Origin of the sequence: Luteimonas salinilitoris, from assembly GCF_041300785.1 — a bacterium.
GTDB lineage: Bacteria > Pseudomonadota > Gammaproteobacteria > Xanthomonadales > Xanthomonadaceae > Luteimonas > Luteimonas salinilitoris.
On the sequence record NZ_JBFWIB010000011.1, the window covers coordinates 18,933 to 43,307 of the forward strand.

The 24,375-nt window shown below is 70.7% G+C and carries 23 protein-coding genes; 14 read left to right on the forward strand and 9 right to left on the reverse strand.

The annotated features are described in order from the left end of the window. Window positions 1-20: 20 nt before the first annotated feature. From AB5T46_RS15210 to AB5T46_RS15250, 9 genes are all read left to right on the forward strand, one after another. Window positions 21-1,355, forward strand: coding sequence for a TldD/PmbA family protein (locus AB5T46_RS15210; protein ID WP_370564882.1), 1,335 nt, complete (start codon window positions 21-23; stop codon window positions 1,353-1,355). A 114-nt stretch (window positions 1,356-1,469) separates the two neighbouring features. Then, window positions 1,470-2,168, forward strand: coding sequence for a DUF4159 domain-containing protein (locus AB5T46_RS15215; RefSeq protein WP_370564990.1), 699 nt, complete (start codon window positions 1,470-1,472; stop codon window positions 2,166-2,168). Between the two features lie 168 nt (window positions 2,169-2,336). Further along, complete coding sequence (locus AB5T46_RS15220; RefSeq protein WP_370564883.1) at window positions 2,337-3,332, forward strand: AAA family ATPase; 996 nt, start codon at window positions 2,337-2,339, stop codon at window positions 3,330-3,332. A 70-nt stretch (window positions 3,333-3,402) separates the two neighbouring features. Continuing rightward, complete coding sequence (locus AB5T46_RS15225; protein WP_370564991.1) at window positions 3,403-4,242, forward strand: DUF58 domain-containing protein; 840 nt, start codon at window positions 3,403-3,405, stop codon at window positions 4,240-4,242. Further along, window positions 4,239-5,438: a BatA domain-containing protein gene (locus AB5T46_RS15230; protein ID WP_370564884.1), complete on the forward strand. Its 1,200-nt coding sequence runs from the start codon at window positions 4,239-4,241 to the stop codon at window positions 5,436-5,438. The genes AB5T46_RS15225 and AB5T46_RS15230 overlap by 4 nt, the downstream gene beginning before the upstream one ends. Then, window positions 5,435-7,702 carry a hypothetical protein gene (locus tag AB5T46_RS15235; RefSeq protein ID WP_370564885.1) on the forward strand — a complete coding sequence of 756 codons (2,268 nt, stop codon included), beginning with the start codon at window positions 5,435-5,437 and terminating at the stop codon, window positions 7,700-7,702. The genes AB5T46_RS15230 and AB5T46_RS15235 overlap by 4 nt, the downstream gene beginning before the upstream one ends. Then, window positions 7,699-9,558, forward strand: a complete 1,860-nt coding sequence (locus AB5T46_RS15240; protein WP_370564886.1) for a carboxypeptidase regulatory-like domain-containing protein — start codon at window positions 7,699-7,701, stop codon at window positions 9,556-9,558. The genes AB5T46_RS15235 and AB5T46_RS15240 overlap by 4 nt, the downstream gene beginning before the upstream one ends. A gap of 31 nt (window positions 9,559-9,589) precedes the next feature. Continuing rightward, on the forward strand, window positions 9,590-9,940 hold the full coding sequence (locus AB5T46_RS15245; RefSeq protein WP_370564887.1) for a GFA family protein: 351 nt from the start codon (window positions 9,590-9,592) through the stop codon (window positions 9,938-9,940). Continuing rightward, entirely contained in the window at window positions 9,940-10,773 is an 834-nt protein-coding gene (locus AB5T46_RS15250; RefSeq protein WP_370564888.1) for a DUF4349 domain-containing protein, read from the forward strand. The genes AB5T46_RS15245 and AB5T46_RS15250 overlap by 1 nt, the downstream gene beginning before the upstream one ends. Before the next feature lie 115 nt (window positions 10,774-10,888). Here the strand turns inward: AB5T46_RS15250 and AB5T46_RS15255 are convergent, their stop codons facing one another. The 4 genes from AB5T46_RS15255 to AB5T46_RS15270 all read right to left on the reverse strand — a co-directional run bounded on the left by AB5T46_RS15255 (window position 10,889) and on the right by AB5T46_RS15270 (window position 14,133). Then, window positions 10,889-11,182, reverse strand: coding sequence for a hypothetical protein (locus AB5T46_RS15255; protein WP_370564889.1), 294 nt, complete (start codon window positions 11,180-11,182; stop codon window positions 10,889-10,891). Between the two features lie 45 nt (window positions 11,183-11,227). Further along, complete coding sequence (locus tag AB5T46_RS15260; RefSeq protein WP_370564890.1) at window positions 11,228-12,682, reverse strand: DUF2867 domain-containing protein; 1,455 nt, start codon at window positions 12,680-12,682, stop codon at window positions 11,228-11,230. Window positions 12,683-12,722: 40 nt separating this feature from the next. Then, window positions 12,723-13,046 (reverse strand): metalloregulator ArsR/SmtB family transcription factor, encoded by a 324-nt coding sequence (locus tag AB5T46_RS15265; RefSeq protein ID WP_370564891.1) that lies wholly within the window; start codon window positions 13,044-13,046, stop codon window positions 12,723-12,725. 100 nt (window positions 13,047-13,146) lie between these two features. Further along, window positions 13,147-14,133, reverse strand: coding sequence for a peptidylprolyl isomerase (locus tag AB5T46_RS15270; protein WP_370564892.1), 987 nt, complete (start codon window positions 14,131-14,133; stop codon window positions 13,147-13,149). 153 nt (window positions 14,134-14,286) lie between these two features. Here AB5T46_RS15270 and AB5T46_RS15275 point away from each other — a divergent pair, with 153 nt between their 5' ends. Together AB5T46_RS15275 and AB5T46_RS15280 are read left to right on the forward strand one after the other, a co-directional pair. Further along, complete coding sequence (locus AB5T46_RS15275; protein ID WP_370564893.1) at window positions 14,287-14,670, forward strand: PadR family transcriptional regulator; 384 nt, start codon at window positions 14,287-14,289, stop codon at window positions 14,668-14,670. Window positions 14,671-14,806: 136 nt separating this feature from the next. After that, on the forward strand, window positions 14,807-15,745 hold the full coding sequence (locus AB5T46_RS15280) for a sensor domain-containing protein (RefSeq protein WP_370564894.1): 939 nt from the start codon (window positions 14,807-14,809) through the stop codon (window positions 15,743-15,745). 43 nt (window positions 15,746-15,788) lie between these two features. Here the strand turns inward: AB5T46_RS15280 and AB5T46_RS15285 are convergent, their stop codons facing one another. Together AB5T46_RS15285 and AB5T46_RS15290 are read right to left on the reverse strand one after the other, a co-directional pair. Further along, window positions 15,789-17,114: a polyhydroxyalkanoate depolymerase gene (locus AB5T46_RS15285; protein ID WP_370564895.1), complete on the reverse strand. Its 1,326-nt coding sequence runs from the start codon at window positions 17,112-17,114 to the stop codon at window positions 15,789-15,791. Window positions 17,115-17,215: 101 nt separating this feature from the next. After that, complete coding sequence (locus AB5T46_RS15290; protein ID WP_370564896.1) at window positions 17,216-17,809, reverse strand: class I SAM-dependent DNA methyltransferase; 594 nt, start codon at window positions 17,807-17,809, stop codon at window positions 17,216-17,218. Between the two features lie 230 nt (window positions 17,810-18,039). Here AB5T46_RS15290 and AB5T46_RS15295 point away from each other — a divergent pair, with 230 nt between their 5' ends. Then, entirely contained in the window at window positions 18,040-18,462 is a 423-nt protein-coding gene (locus tag AB5T46_RS15295; protein ID WP_370564897.1) for a CopD family protein, read from the forward strand. Window positions 18,463-18,584: 122 nt separating this feature from the next. Here the strand turns inward: AB5T46_RS15295 and AB5T46_RS15300 are convergent, their stop codons facing one another. From AB5T46_RS15300 to AB5T46_RS15310, 3 genes are all read right to left on the reverse strand, one after another. Beyond that, window positions 18,585-19,754 carry a patatin-like phospholipase family protein gene (locus tag AB5T46_RS15300; protein ID WP_370564992.1) on the reverse strand — a complete coding sequence of 390 codons (1,170 nt, stop codon included), beginning with the start codon at window positions 19,752-19,754 and terminating at the stop codon, window positions 18,585-18,587. Window positions 19,755-19,759: 5 nt separating this feature from the next. Further along, window positions 19,760-20,545, reverse strand: coding sequence for a 3-hydroxybutyrate dehydrogenase (locus AB5T46_RS15305; RefSeq protein WP_370564898.1), 786 nt, complete (start codon window positions 20,543-20,545; stop codon window positions 19,760-19,762). Window positions 20,546-20,639: 94 nt separating this feature from the next. Next, window positions 20,640-22,343 (reverse strand): alkaline phosphatase, encoded by a 1,704-nt coding sequence (locus tag AB5T46_RS15310; protein ID WP_370564899.1) that lies wholly within the window; start codon window positions 22,341-22,343, stop codon window positions 20,640-20,642. 137 nt (window positions 22,344-22,480) lie between these two features. Here AB5T46_RS15310 and AB5T46_RS15315 point away from each other — a divergent pair, with 137 nt between their 5' ends. Together AB5T46_RS15315 and AB5T46_RS15320 are read left to right on the forward strand one after the other, a co-directional pair. Next, entirely contained in the window at window positions 22,481-23,758 is a 1,278-nt protein-coding gene (locus AB5T46_RS15315; protein ID WP_370564900.1) for a dicarboxylate/amino acid:cation symporter, read from the forward strand. Continuing rightward, a complete protein-coding gene (locus AB5T46_RS15320; RefSeq protein ID WP_370564901.1) occupies window positions 23,727-24,263 on the forward strand; it encodes an HAD family hydrolase in 537 nt (178 codons plus the stop codon). The genes AB5T46_RS15315 and AB5T46_RS15320 overlap by 32 nt, the downstream gene beginning before the upstream one ends. Window positions 24,264-24,375 lie beyond the last annotated feature (112 nt).

Genomic DNA, 24,375 nt, shown 5'->3' on the forward strand with positions numbered 1-24,375 from the left:
GTCCAGGAGAATTGCAGACCATGACCATCTTCACCGAAGAGCAAGCCAAGGCCATCCTCGACAAGGTGATCGCCCTGTCCGAAGCCGACGAGTGCACCGCCACGCTGAACGGCTCGATCGCCGGCAACATCCGTTTCGCGCTCAACAACGTCTCCACCAGCGGCATCGTCAACGACGCCGAGCTGAGCGTGCAGGTGGCGTTCGGCAGGCGCGTCGGCACCGCCACGGTCAACGAGTTCGACGACGCCGCGCTCGAGCGCGTGGTGCGGCGCGCCGAGGACCTGGCGCGGCTGGCGCCGGAGAATCCTGAGTTCATGCCGGCGATCGGCAAGCAGGAATACAAGCCCAGCCCGACGTTCAGCGAGTCCACCGCCGCGATCACGCCGGAGTTCCGCGCGCAGGTGGCGGCCGACTCGATCGGTCCCTGCCGCGCCGAAGACCTGATCGCCGCGGGCTTCCTCAACGACGGCCAGAGCTTCGTCGCCTTCGCCAACAGCAACGGCAATTTCGGCTACCAGACGGGCACCAATTTCAACTACACCTGCACCGTGCGCACCGAGGACGGGCGCGGCTCGGGCTGGGTCGGGCGCAACCTCAAGGACGCCAGCGACTTCGACGCCGGTCGCGACATCCGCGTCGCCATGCGCAAGGCCAGCGAATCGGCCGATGCCAAGGCGCTGGAGCCGGGCAAGTACACGGTGATCCTGGAGCCGGCCGCGGCCGCGGGCCTGGTGTCGTTCATGATGCGCTTCTTCGATGCGCGCACCGCCGACGAGGGCCGCAGCTTCCTGTCGAAGAAGGGCGGCGGCAACAAGCTCGGCGAACAGGTCTACGATCCGCGCGTCAACATCTCCGCCGATCCCTGGGACCCGGACGCCGCGGTGCTGCCGTGGGACGAGGAAGGCATGCCGCGCGAGAAGATGACGATCATCGAGAACGGCAAGGTCGCGGCGCTGGACTATTCGCGCTTCTGGGCCAAGGAGCAAGGCAAGCGCGCGGTCGGTCGCCCCGGCAACCTGTTGATGGCCGGCGGCGACAAGTCCACCGCCGAGCTGATCGCCGGCACCGACCGCGGCATCCTGGTCACCCGCACCTGGTACATCCGCATGGTCGATCCGCAGACGGTGCTGCTGACCGGGCTGACCCGCGACGGCACCTTCTACATCGAGAACGGCGAGCTGAAGTACCCGGTGAAGAACTTCCGCTTCAACGAATCGCCGGTGATCATGCTCAACAACATCGAGGAGCTGGGCCGGCCGGTACGCGTGGCCGGCGACGAGTCCGATTTCGTGATGCTGCTGCCGGCGATGAAGCTGCGCGACTTCACCTTCACCTCGCTGTCCGACGCGGTGTAAGGGCGAGGAACGAGTGGAGAGGAACGAGAAACGAGTAAAGGCATGCGACGACGCATATTCGCGCCGTCCTCCGCTTTCACTCGTTTCTCGTTCCTCTTCACTCGTTCCTACGACATGACTCGCGCGGAATTCGTCCGGCTGATGCTGGGCGCGGCCGGCGCCGCGTTGCTGCCGTATCCGCTGCGCGCCGCCGCTGGCTACGACTTCCGCTTCACCCGCCTGCGCTACGACTCCGGCGACTGGGACGTGGACGCGCGCATGCCGTCCAACATCATCACCGCGCTGATCGACTACACCAACCTGCGCGTCGATCCCGAGGAGCGGGTGATCGATCTGTCCGACCCGGCGATGCTCGCCGAACCGTTCTGTTACCTGGCCGGACACAAGCTGGTCGAGTTCAATCCGGCCGAGCGTCGCAATTTCGAGCGCTATGTGCGCAACGGCGGCTTCGTCTTCGCCGACGACTGCAACCACGACATCGACGGCCTGTTCGCGAAGTCGTTCGAAACGCAGATGGCGGCGATCTTCGGCCCGCGCGCGCTGCGCAAGCTGTCCAACGACCATGCGCTGTACCGCAGCTTCTTCCGTTTTCCAGACGGGCCGCCGGCCACCGGCTTCGAGCTCAACGGCTGGGGTGACGACCTGGTGCACGATTACCTGAATGGGATCGCGATCGACGGCCGCCTCGGCGTGCTGTACAGCAACAAGGACTACGGCTGCGAATGGGACTACGACTGGCGCAACAAGCGCTTCCTGGCCGAGGACAACACCAAGTTCGCGGTCAACATCGTCATGTACGCGTTGACCGCGTGACCGTTCCGATCCCGTAGAGCGGAGCTTGCTCCGCTGCTCCAGGCTCCGGAGCCGGTGCAGCCGAGCAAGCTCGGCTCTACGGGGCTCCGGAGCCGGTGCAGCCGAGCAAGCTCGGCTCTACGGCGGTTGCACGGCGGTTTCTCTTCTTCCGATTTCACGGGTTCCTCCATGACCGACACCGTTTCCGAATCCGACATCCAGCAGCACATCGCCCGCCTCGGCACCCTGCGCGAGGCGATCGCGCAGGCCGTGGTCGGCCAGGCCGACGTGATCGAGCAGCTGCTGATCGGCCTGCTCGCCGGCGGCCACTGCCTGCTCGAGGGCGTGCCCGGCCTGGGCAAGACGCTGCTGGTGCGCACGCTCGGCCAGGCGCTGGAGCTGCAGTTCCGGCGAGTGCAGTTCACGCCCGACCTGATGCCCAGCGACATTCTCGGCACCGAGCTGCTGGAGGAGGACCACGGTACCGGACACCGGCATTTCCGCTTCCAGCAGGGGCCGGTGTTCACCAACCTGCTGCTCGCCGACGAGCTCAACCGCACGCCGCCCAAGACCCAGGCCGCGCTGCTGGAGGCGATGCAGGAGCGCACCGTCAGCTACGCCGGCGTCACCCATGTGCTGCCGGCGCCGTTCTTCGTGCTGGCCACGCAGAATCCGATCGAGCAGGCCGGTACCTATCCGCTGCCCGAGGCGCAGCTCGACCGCTTCCTGCTGCAGGTCCGCGTCGACTATCCGAACGAGGCCGAGGAGCGCGCGATCCTGGTGCAGACCACCGGCGCGCACGCCGCGCAGGTGCCGCAGGTGATGGATGCCGCGCAGGTGCTGGCGCTGCAGGCGCTGGTGCGCGAGGTGCACGTGGGCGACGACCTGCTGGCCTGGATCACGCGGCTGGTGCGCGCCAGTCGCCCGGGCGAGGGTGCCCCGGAATCGGTGCGCAAGTTCGTGCGCTGGGGCGCCGGCCCGCGCGCCGGGCAGTCGCTGGTGCTCTCGGCCAAGGCACGCGCGCTGCTGCACGGCCGGCTGGCGGCGAATCGCGACGACGTCGCCGCGCTGGCGGCGCCGGTGATGCGCCACCGCCTGCTGCTGTCGTTCGCGGCCGAGGCGGAGCAGACCGGCGCCGATGAGGTGATCGACGCGCTGTTGCGCGACGTGCCGTTCGACGCCTGAGCCGTCGGAGGCCGTCGTGTACGACCCGGTTCCACCCCAGGTACGCGCCCGGCTGCGGGCGCTGCGGATCATGTCGCGCCGCGCCGCCGGCCGGCGCGGCATCGGCCTGCACCACAGCCGCAGCCGCGGCGCCGGGCTGGAGTTCGCGCAGTACCGTGCCTACGAGCCGGGCGACGAGCCGCGGCAGATCGACTGGAAGCTGTACGCGCGTAGCGACCGCTTCTTCGTGCGCGAGGCCGAGCGCGAGAGTCCGCTGACGGTCTGGGTGCTGCTCGACGCCAGCGCGTCGATGGGCCAGGCCGACGCCGCGCGTCCGGACTGGTTGCGGCTGGGCGCGGGCAAGGCGCTGGCCGCCTGCATCGCCGAGGTGGCGATGGCGCAGGGCGACCGCTGCGGGCTGGTGGCGCTGCGCGAGGCCGGCCTGCAACTGGTGGCGCCCGGTGCCGGACCGCGCCAGCGCGACCGTCTGCTGCTGGCGCTGCACGACCTGCGTGCCGAAGGCGTGTTCCCGGGCGAGCGGCCGCTGGCGCCGTTGTGGGAGCGCGTCGGCGCCGACGACCTGGTGGTCCTGTTGAGCGACTGCTTCGACGAGGACTGCATCGCCCTGGCCGAGCGCCTGGCGGCGGCGCGGCGCGAGGTGCTGGCGGTCCAGTTGCTCACCGTGGAGGAGCGTGACTTCCCGTTCCGCGACGGTCGTCGTTTCCGTGATCCGGAAACCGGCGAGGAACTGCTGGGCGACGGCGCCGCGTTGCGCGACGAGTTCCTGGAACGCTTCGGCGCGGCGCGCCGTGCGCTGCAGGCGCGCTTCGACGCCGCCGGGATCCGCCATGCCGGTTACGTGCTCGACCGGCCGCTCGACGAGCCGTTGCGGCGGCTGTTCGGCGACACGCACGCTCCGGAGCGCGCATGAGTTTCGGCCTGCTGCTGCCCGCCGCGCTGGCCGCGCTGACGGCGCTGTTGCTGCCGCTGGCGATCCACCTGGCGCGCCGCAGCGAACAGCGGCCGACGCCGTTCGCCGCGTTGCGTTGGCTGCGTCACAAGCCAAGGCCGCGGCATCGCATCCGCTTCGACGAATGGCCGCTGCTGCTGGTGCGCCTGCTGCTGCTGGCGCTGCTGGCGTTGTGGCTGGCGCGCCCGTTGCTGTTCGGCGAGCGCGCCGAAACATCGTGGGTCGCGGTAGCGCCGGGGATCGATCCCGCGCAGGTCGGCGAGGCGGTCGACGACGCGCGCCGCGAACTGCACTGGCTGGCGCCGGGCTTTCCATCGCTGTCGCAACCGGCGCCGCAAGACCCGTTGCCGTTGGCCAGCCTGCTGCGGCAACTCGATGCCGAACTGCCCGCCGCCGCCGCGCTGACGGTCTACGTTCCCGAACGGCTCGACGGCGCCGACGGCGGCCTGCCGTTGCTGTCGCGCGCAGTCGACTGGCGCGTGCTCCCGGGCGCGATGCCGGTGCGCGAGACGCCGACCGACGCGCCACCGGCCCTCGTGGTTCGCCATGCCGGGGACCGTGCTCCTGCGCTGCGCTACCTGCATGCCGCCGCACAGGCATGGCAGCCTGCCGATGACGAGAGCGATGCCGATGCCGACGCGGACACCGCCACCGACATCGGGGATCTCGTCGACACGGCGTCCGCAACGGTGCCGCTGCCGGCGGATGCGCAGTATCTGGTCTGGCTGGTACCGGGGCCGCTGCCGGACACGGTACGACACTGGATGGAAGCCGGCGGCGTGGCGCTGCTGGATTCCGACGTCGAACTCGAGCCCGAGTCCGCACTGCAGGCGCTCTGGCGCGACGCGGACGGTGCGCCACTGGTCGAGGGCGGCGCCTTTGGCCGCGGACGCATGCTGCGGCTGACGCGCCCGCTGCTGCCGGCGTCGATGCCGCAGCTGCTGGAACCGGATTTCCCGCAGCGCCTGCGCGCGCTGCTCGAACCGCCGCCGGCGCCGGCGCGCGTGTACGCCGCGGACTACGCACCGGAAACCGGCGGTGCCGCGTATCCGCAGCCACCACGCGATCTGCAGCCCTGGTGGGCATTGCTGATCGCCTTGGTGCTGCTGGTCGAGCGCTGGCTGGCGACGGCCCGGCGCCGCGGGAGCGCGCCATGAACGTGCAACTGCAGTTGCGGCGCATCCTGCAGGCGGCACGCCGGCGCACGATGGCCGATGCCACGCTGGGTGCGCTGCCGCCGGCTGCATTGGCGACGGCAGTCGCCTGGCGCGTTGGCGGCGGCGGCGCGGCGGTCGCAGTCGGCCTGATCGCGCTGGCGGCGGCCGCTGTCTTTGTCCTGTGGCGCGCCCGCCGGCTCGACACCCGCTGGCTGCAGCGCCGGCTCGACGCACGACGCCGCGACCTGGACGACAGCGCCGACCTGCTGTTCGCCGAAGATGCGGCGCTGGGCACGTTGCAGCACCTGCAGCGCGCGCGCCTGCGGCAACGGCTCGCCGAAGCGCCGACGCCGGACCTGCGCCCGGCCTGGTCGCGGCGACGCAATGCGCTGGCCTGGCTGCTGGCGCCGCCGCTCGCGCTCGCGGTGCTGCTGTGGCCGGCGCGCGATACGGAGCAGGGTGCCGCATCGCGCACGGATGCACCGGGCACCGCCGCGGCGGGCGCGCCACGGCTGGTCGCGCAGACGCTGCGCATCGCGCCGCCGGCGTACACCGGGCTGCCCGCGCGCGATGTCGACGGGCTCGAGGCGAAGGCGCCGGAAGGATCGCGGTTGCGCTGGACGCTGCGCTTCGCGCCGCAGCCGGCATCGGCCGAGCTGGTGTTCCACGACGGCGAACGCCTGGCGCTCGAACGCGATGGCGACGCCTGGAGCACGGAGCGGGTGCTGGACCGCTCCACCCTGTATCGCGTGTTGCCGGCGGGCGCGGCGACGCGGCCGCCACCGCCCCTGCAGCGGCTCGACGCGGTTGTCGACCGGCCGCCGCGCGTGCGGGTGCTGGCGCCCGAGCGCAGCCTCACCATGATGGCGGCCGGCGAGCGCAGCTGGTCGCTGGCGTTCGAGGCCGACGACGACTACGGTGTCGCCGCCGTCGCGCAACTGCGCATCATCCTGGCGCGCGGCAGCGGCGAGAACATCACCTTCGACGAGCGCACCCGCACGCTGCGCGGCCGTGGCGAGGCCACGCGCAGGCGTTTCGAGGCGGACCTGGACCTGGCCGAGCTGGCGCTGGCGCCGGGCGAGGATCTGGTGGTGCAGCTGCAGGTACAGGACAACCGTGCGCCGCGGCCGCAGTCCGCGCGCAGCCCCAGCCTGATCCTGCGGCGCCCGGCGGACCCGGTGGTCGACACCGTCGGCCTGGAAGGATTGGCGCGCAAGGTGTTGCCGGCGTACTTCCGCAGCCAACGCCAGATCATCATCGATGCCGAGGCGCTGCAGAAGGAGAAGCCGAAGTTGCAGGAAGCGCGTTTCCTGGAGCGCTCGGATGCCATCGGCGTCGACCAGCGCCTGCTGCGGCTGCGCTACGGGCAGTTCATGGGCGAGGAATCCGAGGGCGCGCCGCTGCCGACCGCCGACGCCGATGACCACGACCACGGGGACGGGCACGACGCGGGACCGGCGACGACGCTGCCGATCGACGACTACGGGCAGGCGCCGTCGACCGCAAGGGAGCAGGACGACGAACACGAACATGAGGACGAGCACGAACACGAGGACGAGCCCGCCCCTGGCGCCGATCCCGCGCATGCGCACGACCACGGCACCGCCGACGACACCATGACCTTCGGCCGCGACGCCAACGTGCTGGAGGAGTTCGGCCATACCCACGACATTCCCGAGGCGGCGACGCTGCTCGATCCGCAGACGCGGGAAACCCTGCGCAGCGCGCTGGGCGAGATGTGGCAGTCGGAGCTCAACCTGCGCCAGGGCCGGCCCGACCGCGCGCTGCCCTACGCCTATCGCGCGCTCGAGCTGATCAAGCAGGTGCAGCAGGCCGATCGCATCTACCTGGCGCGGGTGGGCCCGGAGCTGCCGCCGATCGATGAAAGCCGGCGCCTGGGCGGCGATCGCGACGGCATCGGCCGCCGCGCACTGCCTGCCGCTGCGGGCGATGACGATGACGGCACGCCCGCGCGCATCTGGCGCGCGCTCGGCGGGATGCCGTTCGATGAAGACGCGCCGGTGGATCTCGATGCGCTCGAGGCGTGGCTGCGCAGCAATGCCGAGCGGGTGCAGGATCCCCTGGCCTACGTGGCTGCCATCGATGCGCTGCGCAACGATCCCGACTGCCGCGAGTGCCGCGACGCGCTGCGCGCGCTGCTGTGGACCGCGCTGGCGCGTCCGCCCGCCGCGGTGCCGAGGCGGGCCGCGGCCGACGCCGCCGGTCGCCGCTACCTGGAAGCGTTGCAGGAGCCGACGCCATGAGCCCGCAGTCGCTGCTCGCCGGCCTGCTGATCCTGGCGGTGGCGCTGGGCTGGGCGCGGCTGCTGTGGCGGCAGTGGCGCGCGCCGGCCGGCGCGCGTTCGCGCACCTGGCGGCTGGCGCTGCTGCTGGCATTGCAGCCGCTGTGCGCGCTGTTGCTGTATCGCACGCTGGTGCCGCCGACGCTGCCCACCCGCGCCGGCGAGATGACCGTGCTCACGGCCGGCGCCACGCGTGCGCAACTCGATGCATCCGCGCAAGGTGAGGTGCTGGTGGCGCTGCCGGAGGCGCCGCGCCTGCGCGACGCCGGGCGCGTGCCGGACCTGGCGACCGCGTTGCGCCGCCATCCGGGCACGGCGCGCGTGCGCGTGGTCGGCGTCGGGCTGGAGGCGCGCGACCGTGATGCGCTGGGCGAGGTCGCGCTGGAATTCGAGCCGTCGCCGCTGCCGGCGGGCCTGGTCGCGTTGTGGGCGCCGGAGCGGGTCGCCGCCGGCGATGCGTTCCGGGTCGCCGGCCGCGTGCACGGCGTCGATGCCGGCAGCGTCGAACTGCTGGACCCGGCCGGGCGCCGGGTCGATGTCGCGACGATCGCCGAGGACGGCGGCTTCGCCGTCCTCGGCAGTGCGCGCACGCCGGGCACGGTGCGGTTCGCGCTGCGGGTGCGCGACGGCGAGCGTGGGACGGTCGAGGAGGTCGCGGTACCGCTGTGGATCGCGTCCGAGCCGTCGCCGCGGGTGCTGCTGCTCGCAGGCGCACCGAATCCGGAGTTCAAGTACCTGCGGCGCTGGGCCGCCGACGCCGGCATGGCGCTGCAGGTGCAGGTGGCGGTCGGCGGCGGCGTCACGCTCGGCGACGCGCCGGTGGCGATGAACGCCGAATCGCTGCGCGGGTTCGACCTGGCGGTGCTCGACGAGCGCGCCTGGGCGACGCTGGGCGAGGCCCGGCGCGCCGCATTGGCGGCGGCGGTGCGCGACGGCCTGGGCGTGCTGCTGCGGATCACCGCGCCGCTGCCGGACACCACGCGCCGACAGCTGCGTGCCTTCGGTTTCGAGGTTTCCGCGGGCGCCGCCACGACCGCGGTGGCGATGCCGCCGGCGATCGAGGACGAAACGATGGCGCTCGCCCGGCTCGGTCCCGGAACGGCCGATGCGCCGGTGGATGCCGCGCTGGCCTCGGAAGCACCGCCGGAACTGTCGCGACGCGACCTGCGGATCGCCGCCGCCGATGCGGCGACGGGGGTAGCGTCGGCTGCGGACTGGCTGCACTGGCGCGCGGAAGGCCATGGACGCATCGCGCTGGCCACGCTGGTCGACAGCTACCGGCTGGTGCTGTCCGGGCGCGACGACCTGCACGCGGAACTGTGGAGCACGGCGTTCGCCGCGGCGACGCGTCCGCGCGGGACGGCGGGGCCGGAGTTCGCAACGGACATCCGCGCCGGCGAACGCACCGCCATCTGCCGTGCGACCGCGCAGGTCCGGGTGCAGGCGCCGGACGGCACGTCGACCCGGCTGCTGCCGGATCCGGCCGCCGGTGGCTGCGCCGGGTACTGGCCGCGCCTGCCGGGTTGGCACGTGCTGCTCCAGGGCGACGAGGCCCGGCCGTTCCACGTGCGGGCGCGCGACGCGGCGCCGGGCCTGCGGGCGAGTACGCTGCGCGAGGCGACCCAGCGGCATGTCGGCGATGCACCGCAGCGATCCGATGCCGGAGCACAGGCGGGGGTGCCGCGCCGCGGCGCATCCTGGCCATGGTTCCTCGGCTGGCTGGCCGCTACGGTGGCGCTGTGGTGGCTGGAGCGGTCGCGTTTCGGTCGCACGGGGAGGCGACAGGCGGCGGACCCGCCGGCGACCGCGACAGGGTAGGCTACGGGCCGGATCCCACCGGAGTCTTGCCATGGCCTACAAGGGAAGCTGTCACTGCGGACGCGTCGCGTTCGAGCTCGACGCTGAGATCGGCGATGTCCACGACTGCAACTGCTCGATGTGCCGGCGCCGCGGCGGCCTGCTCGCGTTCTTTCCGAGCGAGGCATTGGCGCTGCGCACGCCGGAGGATGTGGCCGGCACCTACCGGTTCAACAAGCACCACATCGCGCACCGGTTCTGCCCCGACTGCGGCATCGCGCCCTACAGCGAGGGCGTCGACCCGCGCACCGGGGCGAAGACCGCAGCGGTCAATGTGCGCTGCCTGGACGGCGTTGACCTGTCGACTCTGAAAGTGGTGCCGGTCGACGGGGCCAGTTTCTGATGCGCCGGGCCGGCGCCTGCCTGGCGGTGTTGTTGCTGGCGGGCCTGTCCGCCTGCCAGCGGTCGCCGGACCAGGCGCTGTCGTACGCGGCCCCCGCCGCCGCGAAGATGGCGCGCGAGGCCGCGCCCGGAGCGGATGCGGACGGCGGCAGCAACGGCGGCGCGATGCTGGCCTACGAGCACAGCGCCGGCATCCGCCTGCCCGCGGCGGAGATCGCGACGCGCCAGCGTGCGGTGCAGGACGCCTGCATCGCGCGCAAGTTCGGCGAATGCGTGGTGCTCAACATGCACCAGCAGGGCGGCGACTACCCTTCGGCCAGCATCACCGTGCGGATCGTCCCCGACGGCGTCGAGCCGATGATCGCGCTGGCCGGCGAGGGCGCCGAACTGGGCGAGCGCAGCACCCGCGCCGAGGATTTGGCGGTGGTCGTGCGCGACAACGACGTTGCCAGGGAAAGGCTGCGCCGCGAACTCGAGCGGCTGCAGGAATTCCAGCAGCGCCGCGACCTGGCGGTGGCGGACATGATCGCATTGTCCGAGCGCATGGCCGCGGCGCAGGCCCAGTTGGAAGCCGCCGAACGCGACGGCGCGCAGCATCGCCGCCGGATCGAAACCCAGCTGCTGACGCTCGATTTCCGCCCGCCCGACGGGCAGGCGGGCCGCAGCGAAATCGGGCAGGCCGTGCGCGATTTCGGGGCCACGCTGTCGATGGGCACCGCGTGGACGATCCGCGCGCTGGCGTTCCTGATTCCGCTGGCGGCGCTGCTGGCGATCTTGGTGCTCGCGGTGCGCCGGTGGCGCAGGCGGGCCAGGCGCCACAACAACACCCCGTAGAGCGGAGCTCGCTCCGCTGCTCCGGCTCCGGCTCCGGCTCCGGGGCCGGGGCCGGGAGCAGCCGAGCAAGCTCGGCTCTACGGGGCGCGGGTTCTCTCGCCAGGTCGTGGAGGTTTCACTCCTCGTCTTCCTCGAACTCCACCATCGCGTCGAGATCGAACGCCAGCGCCTCGACCACCTCGCGCACCTTGCGTCCGGTGGATGGGTTGGGGACGTCGATCTCGATCTCGTGGAGGTCGGGCCCGCTGGTGTCGCTCAGTCCGGCGGAGCTGGAGTCATCGTCGTCCAGGTGCGGCATCAGGTCGTCGATTTCCTCGACGTGCTCGATGCCGTCGAGGCTCTGCAGCAGGTTGATGACGCCGCGGATGGCGTCGTCGTCGCCGGTCAGGCGGATACGGAGCAGGGCCATTGCCGATCCTCGTGGGGAGATGCCGGCAGGCTAGGCAGGCGCGGGCTAAGCCGCCGTGATGAAGGACTCACCCGCTGCGCTCACGCCGGGTGATATCCCGGATTCGACTCCGACCGTATCGGCAAACGCGTGCGCCGCCGCCGTTCCCAGCATCGACGGCGACACGTAGCGACGGTGGACGCCGTCGATCAGCGCCATGTAGACGCGTCCGAACCCGTTGCGGCAGTGGACCCGGGTCCCCAGCGTCACGAGGATGCGGCCGTCGCCCATGATCTCGACGCCGACACAGGAGCGAAAGACGAGATGCCGGTCGTCGGCTCCCAGGATGACCTGCGCGCGGCGGCCATCGTGGTCGATGCGCTGATCGAGCACCGGATAGCGGCCCGCGAACGTCCGCGCGCGATCGGCCGACAGCAGCGAGGACACCGGACAACCCAGCGGCGAAGTGCGCAGACGTAGCGGCCGGACCAGCCCGTTGCGCAGGCGCATCAGCCAGGTCACGCCCGCCGGCCTGCCGACGAGGAAGCCTTCGAGCACCCGTGCCAGCAACGCGCCCGCGTCGCTCGATCCGTGGCGCCCGCCATCCAGGGCGAGCACGAAGAAATCCTCGTGATCGAGGCGGCCCGTCAGGTGCTCGGCCAGAAGGGAATCGGCGGGTACGCGCCGGCGGTGGACGATGTCCCGCCGATACGGAATCCCGGTCGCAAGTCCGGCCGGCTTCCGCATGCCGGAAATCGCGCGCCGGAGGATGCCGGCCATGCGCCCGATGCCGTCGCGGAGCCGGTCGCGCCCGCTTCGCCGTGGTGCCCACAGCGACAAGCGCGCGGTCGGCACCGCTTCCGCCCGGGGCGGGTGCGCGGCGAGCCAGGCGGCGACCCGGGCGGGCAGCGGCTCGGTCAGCGTCGGGATGTCCGCGTCGCCGGCGACGATACGCGCGCGCAGCGCGGGATCGGAGATGCCCCCGAGTTCGTCGGTGTGGCACGACAAGGCGAAGAGCGTCGGGTGCGCACCGGAGTCGCGCAGCGGTGCGAACTGGTGCCAGGTGCCGCCGCCGAAGCGCACGGTGAACAAGGCATCGGGCGGGATGTCGACATGGTGCAACGCGCGGACGAAGTTCGCCGCGTCCGACTGCAGGTCCGCGTCCGATGCCGTCGAGAAACGCAACCGTGTACCGCCACTGCCGGCGACCGCGGTGAACACGCGGTGGCCGGCGTGGCGGTGGAATGGGTGGCCAGTGGGGCCGACGGCGAACGAATACAGGGCGGTCGCGTCGCCCCGCTTCAGATCGACCCCGGCGAGCCTGGCGGACGGTTCGTCGAGGGCATCGACGAACGCGGCATGCGTGCGCTGCCGTGCACCGGCGTCGGCGAACAGCCGGTTGCCGGCGCCCCGGTCGAGCTGCGCGATCAGGCTGACCTCGACCGGCGGACCGCCGTGCGGGCCGGGGATGCGGGCCGTCGGGAAACCTTCAGTGGTTCGTGCCGGGTCCTGCATCCGCATGCTCCTTGCCTGGTATCGGGTTCGTCTGGTTCGGGAGTAGTCAGCGCTTGCCGCCGGTCTTGGCGAGCTTGCGCGATTCGCGCTTGAGCGGTCCGGCGGTCGGACAAACCTCGAATGCGAAGCCGGTCAGGGAATTGACCAGGTTGTCGGCCTTGAGGCGGTAGTGGACGAACTGTCCGCGACGCTCGCTGGAGACCAGCCCGGCGGATTCGAGAATCGACAGATGGCGCGAGATGGCCGGAGCGCTCATCGCGAACCGGCTCGCGATCTCGCCCGCGGTGAGTTCCTGCGCCGACAGGTAGGCGAGGATCTCGCGCCGCGGCTGCGACGCCAGTGCTTCGAATACGGAGCCGATTCCGGCCATGGCAAAGACTTAATGAATTAACTTATTCGTTAAGTTAAAGGCAGCCGCCCATGATGTCAACAGCGAAAACCTCGGCGCGCACCGCGCGCGCGTTCGCCCGTCAGTCCGCGGCAGCCTCGCGCACCGGCAACGGCACGTTGCACAGGTCGATGTGGCCGGCCGGGCGCTTGTACCAGTCGTCGCGGCGGTTGCGGCGCGATTCGATCACGGCATCGAACAGCGGGGTGTCGGTGCGCAGCACCTGCAACGCGCTGCGTTCGTCTTCCGGGACTTCCGCGGCCAGCCGCACCGCGCGAATGCGGGTGCGCTGCGAAGGCTTCTCGTAGAACCCGAGCGGGCCGGTGCCGCGCGGCAGCACGCTCAGCAGCTCCATGCCCTGCAGCACGCGTCCGACCAGGGTGATGTTGCGGTCGAGCTGGCGCGGCGATTGCCCGGTCACCGCGTACAGCTCGGTGCCATTGCTGGAATCGGCGGCCATGTCGCGGCCGGCGCCGACCATGCCGTAGCAGTGCGCCAGCCAGGCCTCGCCGGTCTTCGGGTCGCGGCCGGCGGGGAAGCCGTCGACGAAACCGATTTCCGGTGCCCAGCCATCGGGGTCGGGCAGGCGGTGGAAGGCCAGCCCGTCGGCATTGCGGGTGAACTCGGCCGGCAGTTTCTCCTGCGCGCCGCCGAGCGGGCGGCGCGCGTCGGCGTCTTCGGTCGGGTCGCCCCACTGCACGACGAAGTTGTCCTGCGAGCGGTACAGGCTCAGTCCGTCCCAGTAGCCTTCGCGGGCCAGGGTACGCAGGTTGGCGACATGCGCCGGGGCGAAGGCGGGCGCGAGTTCGATCACCACGCGGCCGGCGTCCAGTTCCATGTACAGCAGGTTCCCGGGATCCGGTGCGCGCCAGTCGGCGGGCTGCGAGGCCTCCAGCAACTCGTCCATCGAGCGTGCCGGGGCCGGTTCCGTGGTCTCGGCAGGCGCTTCCGCGATGGGATCGGCCGGTTCGGGCGCCGCCGCCGCCGATGGCGTTTCGGTCCGCTCGCAGGCGGTCAGGAGCAGGCCAGCGGCGAGCAGGCAGGCGATCGGGGCGGGACGCAGGGACATGGCAGGCACCGTGACGGATGTGGCCGGATTCTCGCCCGGATCCGTCGCTGCTGGCGAATCCGTCCCGGTGACTAGTGGCACATTCGCTATACGGAAGTTAGCAGTAGCTTGATGGCCAATCGCCGCGGTTACCGAAAAAACCCCTGCCTGCCCATGTCCGACTCCGACATCACCAGCGATGCCTACCTGCGCAAGTTCCAGAAGGAACTCAGCGCCGGCACCGTCTCGCTGGTGCTGCTGGCGGTGCTGGCGGCGGCGCCGGAGCCGATGTACGGCTACCAGATCGCCAAGCGGCTCGAGCGCGTCGGCGACGGCGTGCTGGCGGGCAAGCAGAGCGCGCTGTACCCGGTGCTGCGCAACCTCGGCGCCGCCGGCTTGCTCGACAGCCACGTGGCGCCGTCCGCTTCCGGGCCGCCGCGCCGTTACTACCGCATCACCGGCGCCGGCCGCCGGACGCTGGCGCAATGGATCGCGGCCTGGTCCGCGACCCGCGATTCCGTCGATTCCGTCTTACGGACCGTCGGAGACGGTCCGTAAGTCACGGCCAGGATGGCCGTGCCGCGAAGCAACCACGGGTTGCTTCATCGGGAGCGCGCCCGGACATGCGCCGGACGCGCTCCTTGAAAAACGCACAGGACGAGCGTTTTTCAATCCATCATTCCGGAGTGAAGCCATGAACACGCAACGCCTGCCGACCACGATCCCGGAGTATCTGGAGCACCTGCGGCGCTCCCTCGCCGGCGCCGACCCGGCACTGATCCAGGACGCGCTGTACGACGCCGAGGAATACCTGCGCTCCGAGCTGGCCGAGAACCCCGGCAAGTCCCAGGCCGAGGTGATCGCCGCGGTCGCGTCGAGCTACGGTGCGCCGGACGAGGTGGCGGACATCTATCGCGACACCGAGGTCAAGGTGCAGACCGCGCTGCGGTCGCCGGCGCCGCCGGCGCGCAAATCGATGCTCGGGCGGTTCTTCGGCGTGGCCGCCGACCCGCGCGCCTACGCGGCGCTGTTCTACATGGTGCTGGCGCTGGCGACCGGCATCTTCTATTTCACCTGGGTGGTGACCGGACTGTCGTTGTCCGCCGGGCTGGCGGTGCTGATCGTCGGCATTCCGTTCGCGATCCTGTTCTTCGGCTCGATACGGGTGCTGTCGCTGGTCGAAGGCCGGCTCGTGGAGGTGATGCTGGGCGAGCGCATGCCGCGGCGGCCCCTGTACACCGCGCGCGGGCGCACGCTGCTGCAGCGGATCGGCGACATGTTCACCGATCCGCGCAGCTGGAGCACGCTGCTGTACATGCTGCTGATGCTGCCGCTGGGCATCGCCTATTTCACCGTGGCGGTGACGATGATTTCGGTGTCGGCGAGTGCCATCGCCGCGCCGGTGCTGGTGTGGCTGGGAATTGCCGAAGCCGCGATCGACGTGAGCGGCTGGCAGGTGCTGTACATCGATCACGACATGATCGGCACATCGCTCGAGCCCTGGGCGCTGCCGCTGCTGTTCGTCTGCGGCGTGCTGCTGCTGTTCGTCACCCTGCACGTCGCGCGCGGCCTCGGCCGGCTGCACGGCCTGCTGGCCAAGCACCTGCTGGTGAAGACCGTGCAGCCCGCATAGCGCGGGCGGTGCTGGGAACCGCTCGTGGCGATTGGTGCGGCGCTCAGCGCCGCGGCTTTTTCTTCGCGGTTGCAGCAGCGCGGCCGGTCGACGCGCGTGTCTTGGTGGTCCTGCCGGCTGGCTGCTGCGCGTGCCTGGCGATGAAGTCGCGCACCTGCGGGTAGACCTGGGTGCGCCAGCGGCGGCCGCTGAAGATGCCGTAGTGGCCGGCGCCTTTGATGGTGATGTGCTGGCGCTCGGACTCGGCGATGCCGGTGCACAGCTTGTGCGCGGCGCGGGTCTGGCCCTGGCCGGAGATGTCGTCGAGCTCGCCCTCGATGGTCAGCAGCGCAGTGTCGCCGATCGCGTCCGGCCGCACCCGCTCGCCGGCGACGTCCCACAGGCCGCGCGGCAGCAGGAATTCCTGGAACACGATGCGCACCGTGTCGAGGTAGTAGTCGGCGGGCATGTCGAGCACGGCGTTGTACTCGTCGTAGAAGCGGCGATGCGACTCGGCGTCGTCGAGATCGCCCTTGACCAGGTCCTGGTAGAAGTCCCAGTGCGACATGAAGTGCCGCTCCGGATTCATCGCCATGAAGCCGGTGTGCTGCAGGAATCCGGGATAGACGCGGCGCCCGCTGCCCGGATAGTTCGGCGGCACCGGGTGGACCACGTTGTGCTCGAACCACCACAGCGGCTTCTGCGTGGCCAGGTTGTTGACCGCGGTGGGCGATTCGCGGGTGTCGATCGGCCCGCCCATCAGCACCAGCGAGCGCGGCGTCGGCTCGCCGCGTGCGGCCATCAGCGAGACCGCGGCCAGCACCGGCACGGTCGGCTGGCAGACGCTGATCACGTGCAGGTCGTCGGCGCCGATCTCGCGGATGAACTGCTCGATGTAGGCGACATAGTCGTCGAGCGTGAACGTCCCGTCCTCCTTCGGCACCATGCGCGCGTCGACCCAGTCGGTCACGTAGACCTTGTGGTCGCGCAGCAGCGTGCGCACGGTGTCGCGCAGCAGGGTGGCGTGGTGGCCGGACAGCGGCGCCACCACCAGCACCGGCGGCTGGCCCTTGAGCTCGGTGATGCTCTCGGCGTCGTCGCTGTAGCGCTTGAAGCGCAGCAGCCGGCAGAACGGCCGCTTCGCCACTTCCTTTTCGACCACCGGATAGGCGTTGCCGTCGATCTCGACAGAATGGATGTCGAAGACCGGCTTCTCGTATTCCTTGCCGATGCGGTAGAACAGCTCGTTGGCCGCCGCCACGCGCTCGGCGCCGGGCAGCGCCGACAGCCAGCTGCCCGCGGCGGAGTAGGCCTTGGCGTTCGCGTCGGCCCAGTAGGCGAACGGCGCCATCCAGGCGCGGCCGATTTCATGGAACTGGTACAGGAACATCGCAGTACCGGGTCATGGTTGTTGCGGCGCAGCATAGCCGATTGCGGCGGCGGCCGGGTGAATCCGCTCCGCTGCCGGCCGTCGCCGCCGCTATGCGCGCGCTACCAAGCGATCTCCAGCGAGGTGGCGTCGCCGGCGAGGGCGGACGAAAGCCAGCAGTGCGATCCGAGCGGACGAAACCCGACGGCCTCGAAACGGCGCCGGTAGAACACCGCCGGGCGCCGGAAGAACCCGTCGTCGTCGCCTTCGGCCTGGTCCTGGCGCGCGAACGTTTCCAGGAACGCGACGCCGCCGCACAGGTCCGCCAGTCCGGGCAGGCCGCGGTCGAGCTCGCGTCCCGGCAGGTAATGCAGCACGTCGCTGCAGACCAGCAGGTCCACCGGCGCGCACGGACGCAATACGGCGAAGTCGCCGAAGCGGGCACGGTGCAGGTTGCGGCGCGCGCCGTAGCGCGCGATCGCATAGTCGCTGGCGTCGAAACCGAGATAGCGGGCCTTCGGCCGCAGCTTGAGCAGCGGCGCGCGCCAGGCGCCTTCGCCGCAGCCGATGTCGAGCACCGTGCGCAGCGGCCGCTCCAGGTGATATTCGGCGGTGGCGACCGCCAGCGCGACCTTGCGCGCCAGCCGCCGGCGGCCGCCGATGCCGCCGTCGCGGTACCAGCGGTCGAAGTAGGTGCGGTCGTAGTGTTTGTCCATCCGCCCATTGTAGAAGCGCGCCGCGCCAGGCAGTCCTGTCCGTCGCGGTGAGGATTGGGCCGTCGCCACGGGCCGCAAGAATGAATCGCCGCAGGCCGGGCGCTTGGCCCATCACGATGAGCTTGGCTGCTCATTTGCGCCGCCCGTGGCGACGGGCCGGGCTCCACCGCGGCGGACAGGACTGCCTGGCGCGGTTATGCGATCCTGTCGCGCGCTGACGGGAGCCGACGATGCAAGCCTATTTCTGGACCAAGACCGCGCACCTGGTGTTCGTGTTCGCCTGGATGGCGAGCGTGTTCTACCTGCCGCGCATCCTCGTCAACCTGGCCGAGGCCGGGGACGAGCCCGCGGTGCGTGCGCGCCTGCTGCTGATGGGGCGGCGCCTGTACCGCTTCGGGCATGTCATGTTCGGCCTTGCCTTCGTGTTCGGCCTGACGTTGTGGCTCCATTTCAAGGTCGCGGGCGGCTGGCTGCATGCCAAGCTGATGCTGGTGGCATTGCTGCTGGCGTACTTCATCCTGGTCGGGCGTTGGCTCAAGGGCGCCGACGGCGGACGTGCGCTGCCGTCGCCGCGGACGCTGCGCTGGCTCAACGAGGCGCCGCTGCCGCTGCTGGTGGCGATCGTGTACCTGGTGCTGGCCAAGCCGTTCTGACGGCCGCCGCCGGCGCCGCATGCCGGACACCGCCGTAGAGCGGAGCTTGCTCCGCTGCTCCCGGCTCCGGAGCCCGCGTAGCGGAGCAAGCTCCGCTCTACGGGGCAACGACGGCGGGAGCGCTATTTCGCGAGCCGGTGCACGTCGTGCGTGGCCACGCCGACGCTGCGGTCCGGCAGGGCGAAGAACTCGGGGTGCCGGAGGGTGAGGGCGGTGTCGCGCAGGCCGCCGCTCCAGTGGTCGTGCAGCGGGATGCGGCCGAAGGCGTAGTCCTTGTGCTCGCGCTCCCAGGATTTGCTCTGGTAGATCAGGTGGACGATGTTGAACACGCGGTCGTCGAGGTACGGCGCCAGCGCGGCTTCCAGGTGCGTCGGCAGCCGGCCGCCGGGGAGCTGTTCGATCAGCTCGTTGAGCGCGGTGCGCAGTTGCTGGGCCAGTTCCACCATCCGCGTGCCGTGGCGGGTGCGGCTGGAGTAGCGGATGTCCTTGATCCGTTCCAGCACGTCCGTCATCGTCCGCGGCGCCGGGCCGCGCGCGCTCCACAGGTCGACCTGGAACACCAGCGTGTCCTCGTGCGGGCGGCAGTCGAGGATGTATTCGAGCGGCGTGTTGGAGACGACGCCGCCGTCCCAGTACGGCTCCCCGTCGATCTCCACCGCCGGGAACGCCGGCGGCAGCGCGCCGGAGGCGAGGACGTGCTCGACCCGGATCGGCTCGCTGGCGCTGTCGAAATAGCGGAAGTTGCCGCGGGTGACGCTGGCCGCGCCGACGGTCAGGCGCACGCTGCGGTCGCGATGCAGGCGCTCGAAGTCGATGAAGCGCTCCAGCGTCCCGCGCAGCGGCGCGGTGTCGTAGAAACTGGTGGCCTGCGGGCTGCCGTCCTCGAACAGGAACGGCGACAGCATGCGCGGCTCGAAGAACCCGCGCTGGCCCTGCAGCAGCGAGCCGAGCGCGCCCATGCCGCGCGCCCAGGCCAACAGCGCCGGATGCTCCGGCAGCGCGGCCACCGTGCTGCGCACCGCGAGCGCCGGCAGCGACAGCGAAGGGCCCGGATCGGAGATCAGTTCCCAGAACCCGCGCAGCTGCCGGATGCGTTCGTCGGGCGCATTGCCGGCCAGGATCGCCGCGTTGATCGCGCCGATCGAGATGCCGGCGAACCAGTTCGGGCGGATGCCCGCCTCGTGCAGTCCCTCGTACACGCCGCACTGGTAGCCGCCGAGCGCGCCGCCGCCTTGCAGCACCAGCGCGACCGTGGGATAGCGCGCGATGTGGCGCCGAACCTCCGCCGGCATCGCGTTCACTGCATGAACCAGCCGTGGCTGACGACGATGCTCTGCCCGGTCAGGGCGTTGGTCTCGAACGCGGCCAGGGTCAGCGCGACGTTGGCGACGTCGTCGACGGTGGTGAACTCGCCGTCCACGGTGTCCTTGAGCATGACGTTCCTCACCACCTCGTCCTCGCCGATGCCCAGTTCCCGCGCCTGCTCCGGGATCTGCTTGTCGACCAGCGGCGTGCGCACGAAGCCGGGGCAGATCACGTTGGCGCGCACGCCGTAGCCGGCCGCCTCCTTGGCCACCGTGCGCGCCAGCCCGAGCAGGCCGTGCTTGGCGGTCACGTAGGGCGCCTTGAGTCTGGAGGCCAGGTGCGAGTGCACCGATCCCATGTAGAGGATCGCGCCGCCCTCGCCGCGCTGCTCCATGTCCTTCAGGCACTCGCGCGTGGTCAGGAAGGCGCCGTCGAGATGGATCGCGAGCATCTTCTTCCAGTCGGCGAGGCTGAAGTCGGTGAGCTTGTTGACGATCTGGATGCCGGCGTTGGAGACCAGCACGTCGACCTGGCCGTAGTGGTCGATCACCCGGGCGATGCCGTCGACCACCTGGGCCTCGTCGGTGACGTCCATCGCCACCGCAAGTGCGTCGCCGCCGTCGTCGCGGATCTGCCGGGCCACGGTCTCGGCCGCCTCCAGCCTGAGATCGGCAATGGCGACCAGGCCGCCGGCCTGCGCGTAGACCTCGGCGATGCGCTTGCCGATGCCGCTGGCGGCGCCGGTGACCACGCAGACCTTGCCGTCGAGTCGGGTCATGTCTTCACTCCAGGGAGGGCGATTGCAATCAGCATAGCGGCCGGAATGTCGGGAGTCTGTCGTACCAAAGGGGCGGCCCTCGCAGCGGTCACTCCTACGGCGTGCCTTCGGCGAAGTCCTGCGGGCGCGGCAGTTCCACCGGGACGCCGTCGGCGTTGCACAGGCCGGCGGTGCACAGGCGCTGGCGCAGTTTCGGCGTGGCCTGCACCATGAAATGGAAGATCGCGTGCTGCTCGACATTGCCGCGCACCGCCGCCGCGCCCGGACCGCGCGCCCAGATGCCGACGTCGTCGCCGCCGTGGCTCTCGTCGATCAGCGGCAGCACCGATTCCTGCAGGTAGTCCGGGTCCCGGGTGTCGACGTCGGTCAGGTCCGGGCGCCCGTGCGCGGCGGTGGCGCCGTGGGCCTTGTGCAGGAATCGTTTCGGCCCGGCCGGCTGGGTGTCGCTGGCGCCGGTGTAGCCGGGGCCGTTGGCGTAGCCGAGGGTGGTGTAGGGCAGGCCGGTCAGGTCCTTTGCGTCGTCGGCGTCGTCGGCATCGCCCAGCGTGCCGCGGACCTTGCCCAGGATCGGGTTGCCGCGCACGGGATAGCCGGCGAAGGTCAGGGTATGGGCGTGGTCGGCGGTGACCAGGATCAGGGTGTCTTCCGCAGACGTCAGCTCGACCGCGGCATCGACCGCCTCCGACAGGGCGATGGTGTCGGTCAGCGCGCGATGGGCGTTGCCGAAGTGATGGGCGTGGTCGATGCGGCCGGCCTCGACCAGCAACACGTAGCCGTCGCCGGCGGAGAGCAGGCGGCCGATCGCCTCGCGGGTCAGCTCGGCCAGGCTCGGCTCGCCGGGATCGCGCGGGCGGTCGTGCTCGAAGTGCATGTGGTCGTACTCGAACAGGCCCAGCACCGGCGTCTTGCCGCGCGCGGCGGCGAGCTGGTCGCGGTTCCAGACGTACGCGCCGCCGGGGTGCTTCGCCTGCCATTCGGCGACCAGGTCGCGGCCGTCGCGGCGCAGGCCGTGCTTGCCCGCGTGTTCCGGGTCGGCCTGGTCGACGGTCATGAAGTGCTTGCGGCCGCCGCCGAACACCACGTCCGGGCCGCGGCCGAAGCGGGAGTCGAGCAGTTGCCGGGCGATGTCGGCGCAGCCGGCCGCGCGCGCCGTTGCCGGCACCAGGCCATCGCTTTCCCAGTCGCGGTCGGGTGAGCGCGCGTAGGTCGCCGCGGGCGTGGCGTGGGTGATACGGGTGGTGGTGACGATGCCGGTCGCCAGGCCGGCGCTCTCGGCCAGTTCGAGCACGGTGAGCAGGGCGTTGTCCTCGATGCCGCTGCAGTCGCCGCGCGGCCGCGTCTGGGCCAGGCCGATCACGCCGGAGCGGGTCTTCACGCCGCTCGCCATCGCGGTCATGGTGCCGGCCGAGTCCGGCGTCTGCATGTCGGTGTTGTAGGTGCGGCTGAGCGCGGTGTGCGGGAAATCCTCCCAGCCCAACCGGTGCTCCTCGCCGGACCCGCCGGCCTGCTGGCCGGCGAGGATGCGCGCGGCCGCGACCGTGGTCAGGCTCATGCCGTCGCCGACGAACAGGATCACGTTCTTCGCGCGACCTTCCATGGCGCCGCGTTCGGCGGCCGCCGCGGCGCCGCTGCGGAACCACCATTGCGCGGTCTCGCCGTCGGGCCGGGCGATCCGCGGCACGTCGATCGGCGCCACGGTCGCGGGCGTGCCGACGTCCGCCGCAGGGGCGGGATCGCGCACCTGGGCGGCGCAGGCGCAGAGCAGGGCGGACAGGCAGCAGAGCGTGGGAATGCGCATCGCGACGACGGGAACCTGGAGACGAAGCCGCGCATTATGCCGCCGGCAGCGCGCCGCAGTGTTGCATGCAGATGACTGCAGCGGGCCGGGGACTTCGGGTATCGTCGGTGATTCGTCCCGGCCCTGGTCCGAATTCGATGCTGAAGTGGTGGTTCCGCATTCCGTTCTGGCAGCGCGTTGCCGGTGGCTTCGTGCTCGGTGCGCTGGCCGGCTGGCTGCTCGGTCCCGCGGCGGAAACCTGGCTGCAGCCGCTGGGCACGCTGTACGTCAACCTGATCCGCATGATCGCGGTGCCGCTGGTGTTCTTCGCGGTGATCAACGCGGTCTCGGCGCTGCACGGGCAGCAGTCGGTGGCGGCGCTGGGCGGGCGCACCTTCGGCTGGTTCGCGATCACCGCGACCCTCGCGGTCGGCGTCGGACTGACGATCGCCTTCGTGTTCAACCCGGGGGTCGGCGTCGATCTGGCGCCGCCGCCGGACTACGCGCCGCGCGACGTGCCGACCCCGGTGCAGGTGCTGCTGGACATCGTGCCGACCAATCCGTTCGCGGCGCTGGCCGAGGGCAAGATCCTGCAGGTCATCTTCTTCGCCGGCCTGCTCGGCTTCGCGCTGGTGAAGCTGGGCGAGCGCACCGAGGGCCTGCGCAAGCTGGTGGGGCAGGCGAGCGAGGCGATGATCCAGGTCACGCGCTTCGTGCTCGAGGTCACCCCGATCGGTACCTTCGGCCTGATCGCGGGGCTGGTCGGCGCCTACGGCTTCGAGAAGCTGTTGCCGCTGGGCAACTTCGTCATCGCGCTGTACCTGGCCTGCGGGCTGCACATCGTCTTCGTCTACGGCGGCCTGCTGCTGGCGCACGGGCTCAATCCGCTGAAGTTCTTCCGCGGTGCGGCGGCCGGCATGCAGGTGGCGTTCGTCAGTTCGTCCAGCTTCGCCGCGTTGCCGGCGGCGCTGCGCAGCGTCACCCACAACCTCGGCGTGAACCGCGACTACGCCGCGTTTGCGGTGCCGCTCGGCGCCAGCATCAAGATGGACGGCTGCGGCGCGATCTATCCCTCGCTGGCGGCGATCTTCGCCGCGCAGTACTACGGCATCGAGCTGAGCTTCGCGCAGTACGTTGCCATCCTGCTGGCCTCGGTGCTCGGCAGTTTCGGCACCGCCGGCGTGCCCGGCACCGCGGTGGTGATGGCCACCGTGGTGCTGAGCGCTGCGGGCCTGCCGCTGCAGGTGCTCGGCATCCTGTTGGCCATCGACCGCGTGCTGGACATGATGCGCACGATGACCAACGTCACCGGGCAGATGCTGGTGCCGGTGCTGGTGGCCAAGGAGACCGGGCTGCTCGACCGGGCGGTCTACGATGCGGCCTCCAGCAACATCGGTCTGGAGGATGCCGCCGAAGGCGCCGGCGCGCGGGATTGACGATGGGGGACGATCATTGATCGGTATTGGGGCCGTGGGGCGTCGGTGCCGTGATTATCGGAAGTGGTATGCGGACCATGACGAATCGCTGGTGACGCTCTTCGACAGCGCGGAAGAGACGCTGGTCCACCTGAGCGCGGTCGGTGATCTGGTGCTACTCAGCAACAAGGGCACCAATGCGGTCGAGGGATCCCTTAGCCGCTTCGGTATCCGCGATCACTTCTCCCTGGTGCTCGCGGAAGAACCGAGCAAACCGAGGAAGCCCGATCCCGAGGTCTTCTCCATGCGGATTTCGCCGCTGTTTCCGGCGGTACAGCCCGCCGATTGTGTCGTGACCGGTGACACGGCCGCCGATCCCGAATTCGCGCGCAACATCGGTGCCTCGGCGTGCTTCGCCGAGTACGGATTCGGCGAGCGCGCCAGTTGTGACCAGGTTGGCTATACGCACGCGCTTGGGCGTCTCGGCGATCTTGTCGGGATTTACGGCCAGCATCGACGACCTTGATCCGGCGAGTAGATAGACCACCGGACTTCCTTCGCGTCGTCGAAGCCGGGCATCCCGACTTGTCGGGTGCGAGAAACGAGGTCAGGCTCTGAGGTTTCCCCACGTTTTCCGG

Coding starts and splice junctions, on each gene's coding strand:
- AB5T46_RS15225 (WP_370564991.1), top strand. CDS start 3,403: ATGTCGCGCCGCGCCGCCGGCCGGCGCGGCATCGGCCTGCACCACAGC.
- AB5T46_RS15210 (WP_370564882.1), top strand. CDS start 21: ATGACCATCTTCACCGAAGAGCAAGCCAAGGCCATCCTCGACAAGGTG.
- AB5T46_RS15315 (WP_370564900.1), top strand. CDS start 22,481: ATGCTGAAGTGGTGGTTCCGCATTCCGTTCTGGCAGCGCGTTGCCGGT.
- AB5T46_RS15250 (WP_370564888.1), top strand. CDS start 9,940: ATGCGCCGGGCCGGCGCCTGCCTGGCGGTGTTGTTGCTGGCGGGCCTG.
- AB5T46_RS15295 (WP_370564897.1), top strand. CDS start 18,040: ATGCAAGCCTATTTCTGGACCAAGACCGCGCACCTGGTGTTCGTGTTC.
- AB5T46_RS15235 (WP_370564885.1), top strand. CDS start 5,435: ATGAACGTGCAACTGCAGTTGCGGCGCATCCTGCAGGCGGCACGCCGG.
- AB5T46_RS15300 (WP_370564992.1), bottom strand. CDS start 19,754: ATGCCGGCGGAGGTTCGGCGCCACATCGCGCGCTATCCCACGGTCGCG.
- AB5T46_RS15245 (WP_370564887.1), top strand. CDS start 9,590: ATGGCCTACAAGGGAAGCTGTCACTGCGGACGCGTCGCGTTCGAGCTC.
- AB5T46_RS15305 (WP_370564898.1), bottom strand. CDS start 20,545: ATGACCCGACTCGACGGCAAGGTCTGCGTGGTCACCGGCGCCGCCAGC.
- AB5T46_RS15280 (WP_370564894.1), top strand. CDS start 14,807: ATGAACACGCAACGCCTGCCGACCACGATCCCGGAGTATCTGGAGCAC.
- AB5T46_RS15215 (WP_370564990.1), top strand. CDS start 1,470: ATGACTCGCGCGGAATTCGTCCGGCTGATGCTGGGCGCGGCCGGCGCC.
- AB5T46_RS15255 (WP_370564889.1), bottom strand. CDS start 11,182: ATGGCCCTGCTCCGTATCCGCCTGACCGGCGACGACGACGCCATCCGC.
- AB5T46_RS15270 (WP_370564892.1), bottom strand. CDS start 14,133: ATGTCCCTGCGTCCCGCCCCGATCGCCTGCCTGCTCGCCGCTGGCCTG.
- AB5T46_RS15310 (WP_370564899.1), bottom strand. CDS start 22,343: ATGCGCATTCCCACGCTCTGCTGCCTGTCCGCCCTGCTCTGCGCCTGC.
- AB5T46_RS15290 (WP_370564896.1), bottom strand. CDS start 17,809: ATGGACAAACACTACGACCGCACCTACTTCGACCGCTGGTACCGCGAC.
- AB5T46_RS15220 (WP_370564883.1), top strand. CDS start 2,337: ATGACCGACACCGTTTCCGAATCCGACATCCAGCAGCACATCGCCCGC.
- AB5T46_RS15230 (WP_370564884.1), top strand. CDS start 4,239: ATGAGTTTCGGCCTGCTGCTGCCCGCCGCGCTGGCCGCGCTGACGGCG.
- AB5T46_RS15285 (WP_370564895.1), bottom strand. CDS start 17,114: ATGTTCCTGTACCAGTTCCATGAAATCGGCCGCGCCTGGATGGCGCCG.
- AB5T46_RS15275 (WP_370564893.1), top strand. CDS start 14,287: ATGTCCGACTCCGACATCACCAGCGATGCCTACCTGCGCAAGTTCCAG.
- AB5T46_RS15265 (WP_370564891.1), bottom strand. CDS start 13,046: ATGGCCGGAATCGGCTCCGTATTCGAAGCACTGGCGTCGCAGCCGCGG.
- AB5T46_RS15320 (WP_370564901.1), top strand. CDS start 23,727: ATGCCGCCGAAGGCGCCGGCGCGCGGGATTGACGATGGGGGACGATCA.
- AB5T46_RS15260 (WP_370564890.1), bottom strand. CDS start 12,682: ATGCGGATGCAGGACCCGGCACGAACCACTGAAGGTTTCCCGACGGCC.
- AB5T46_RS15240 (WP_370564886.1), top strand. CDS start 7,699: ATGAGCCCGCAGTCGCTGCTCGCCGGCCTGCTGATCCTGGCGGTGGCG.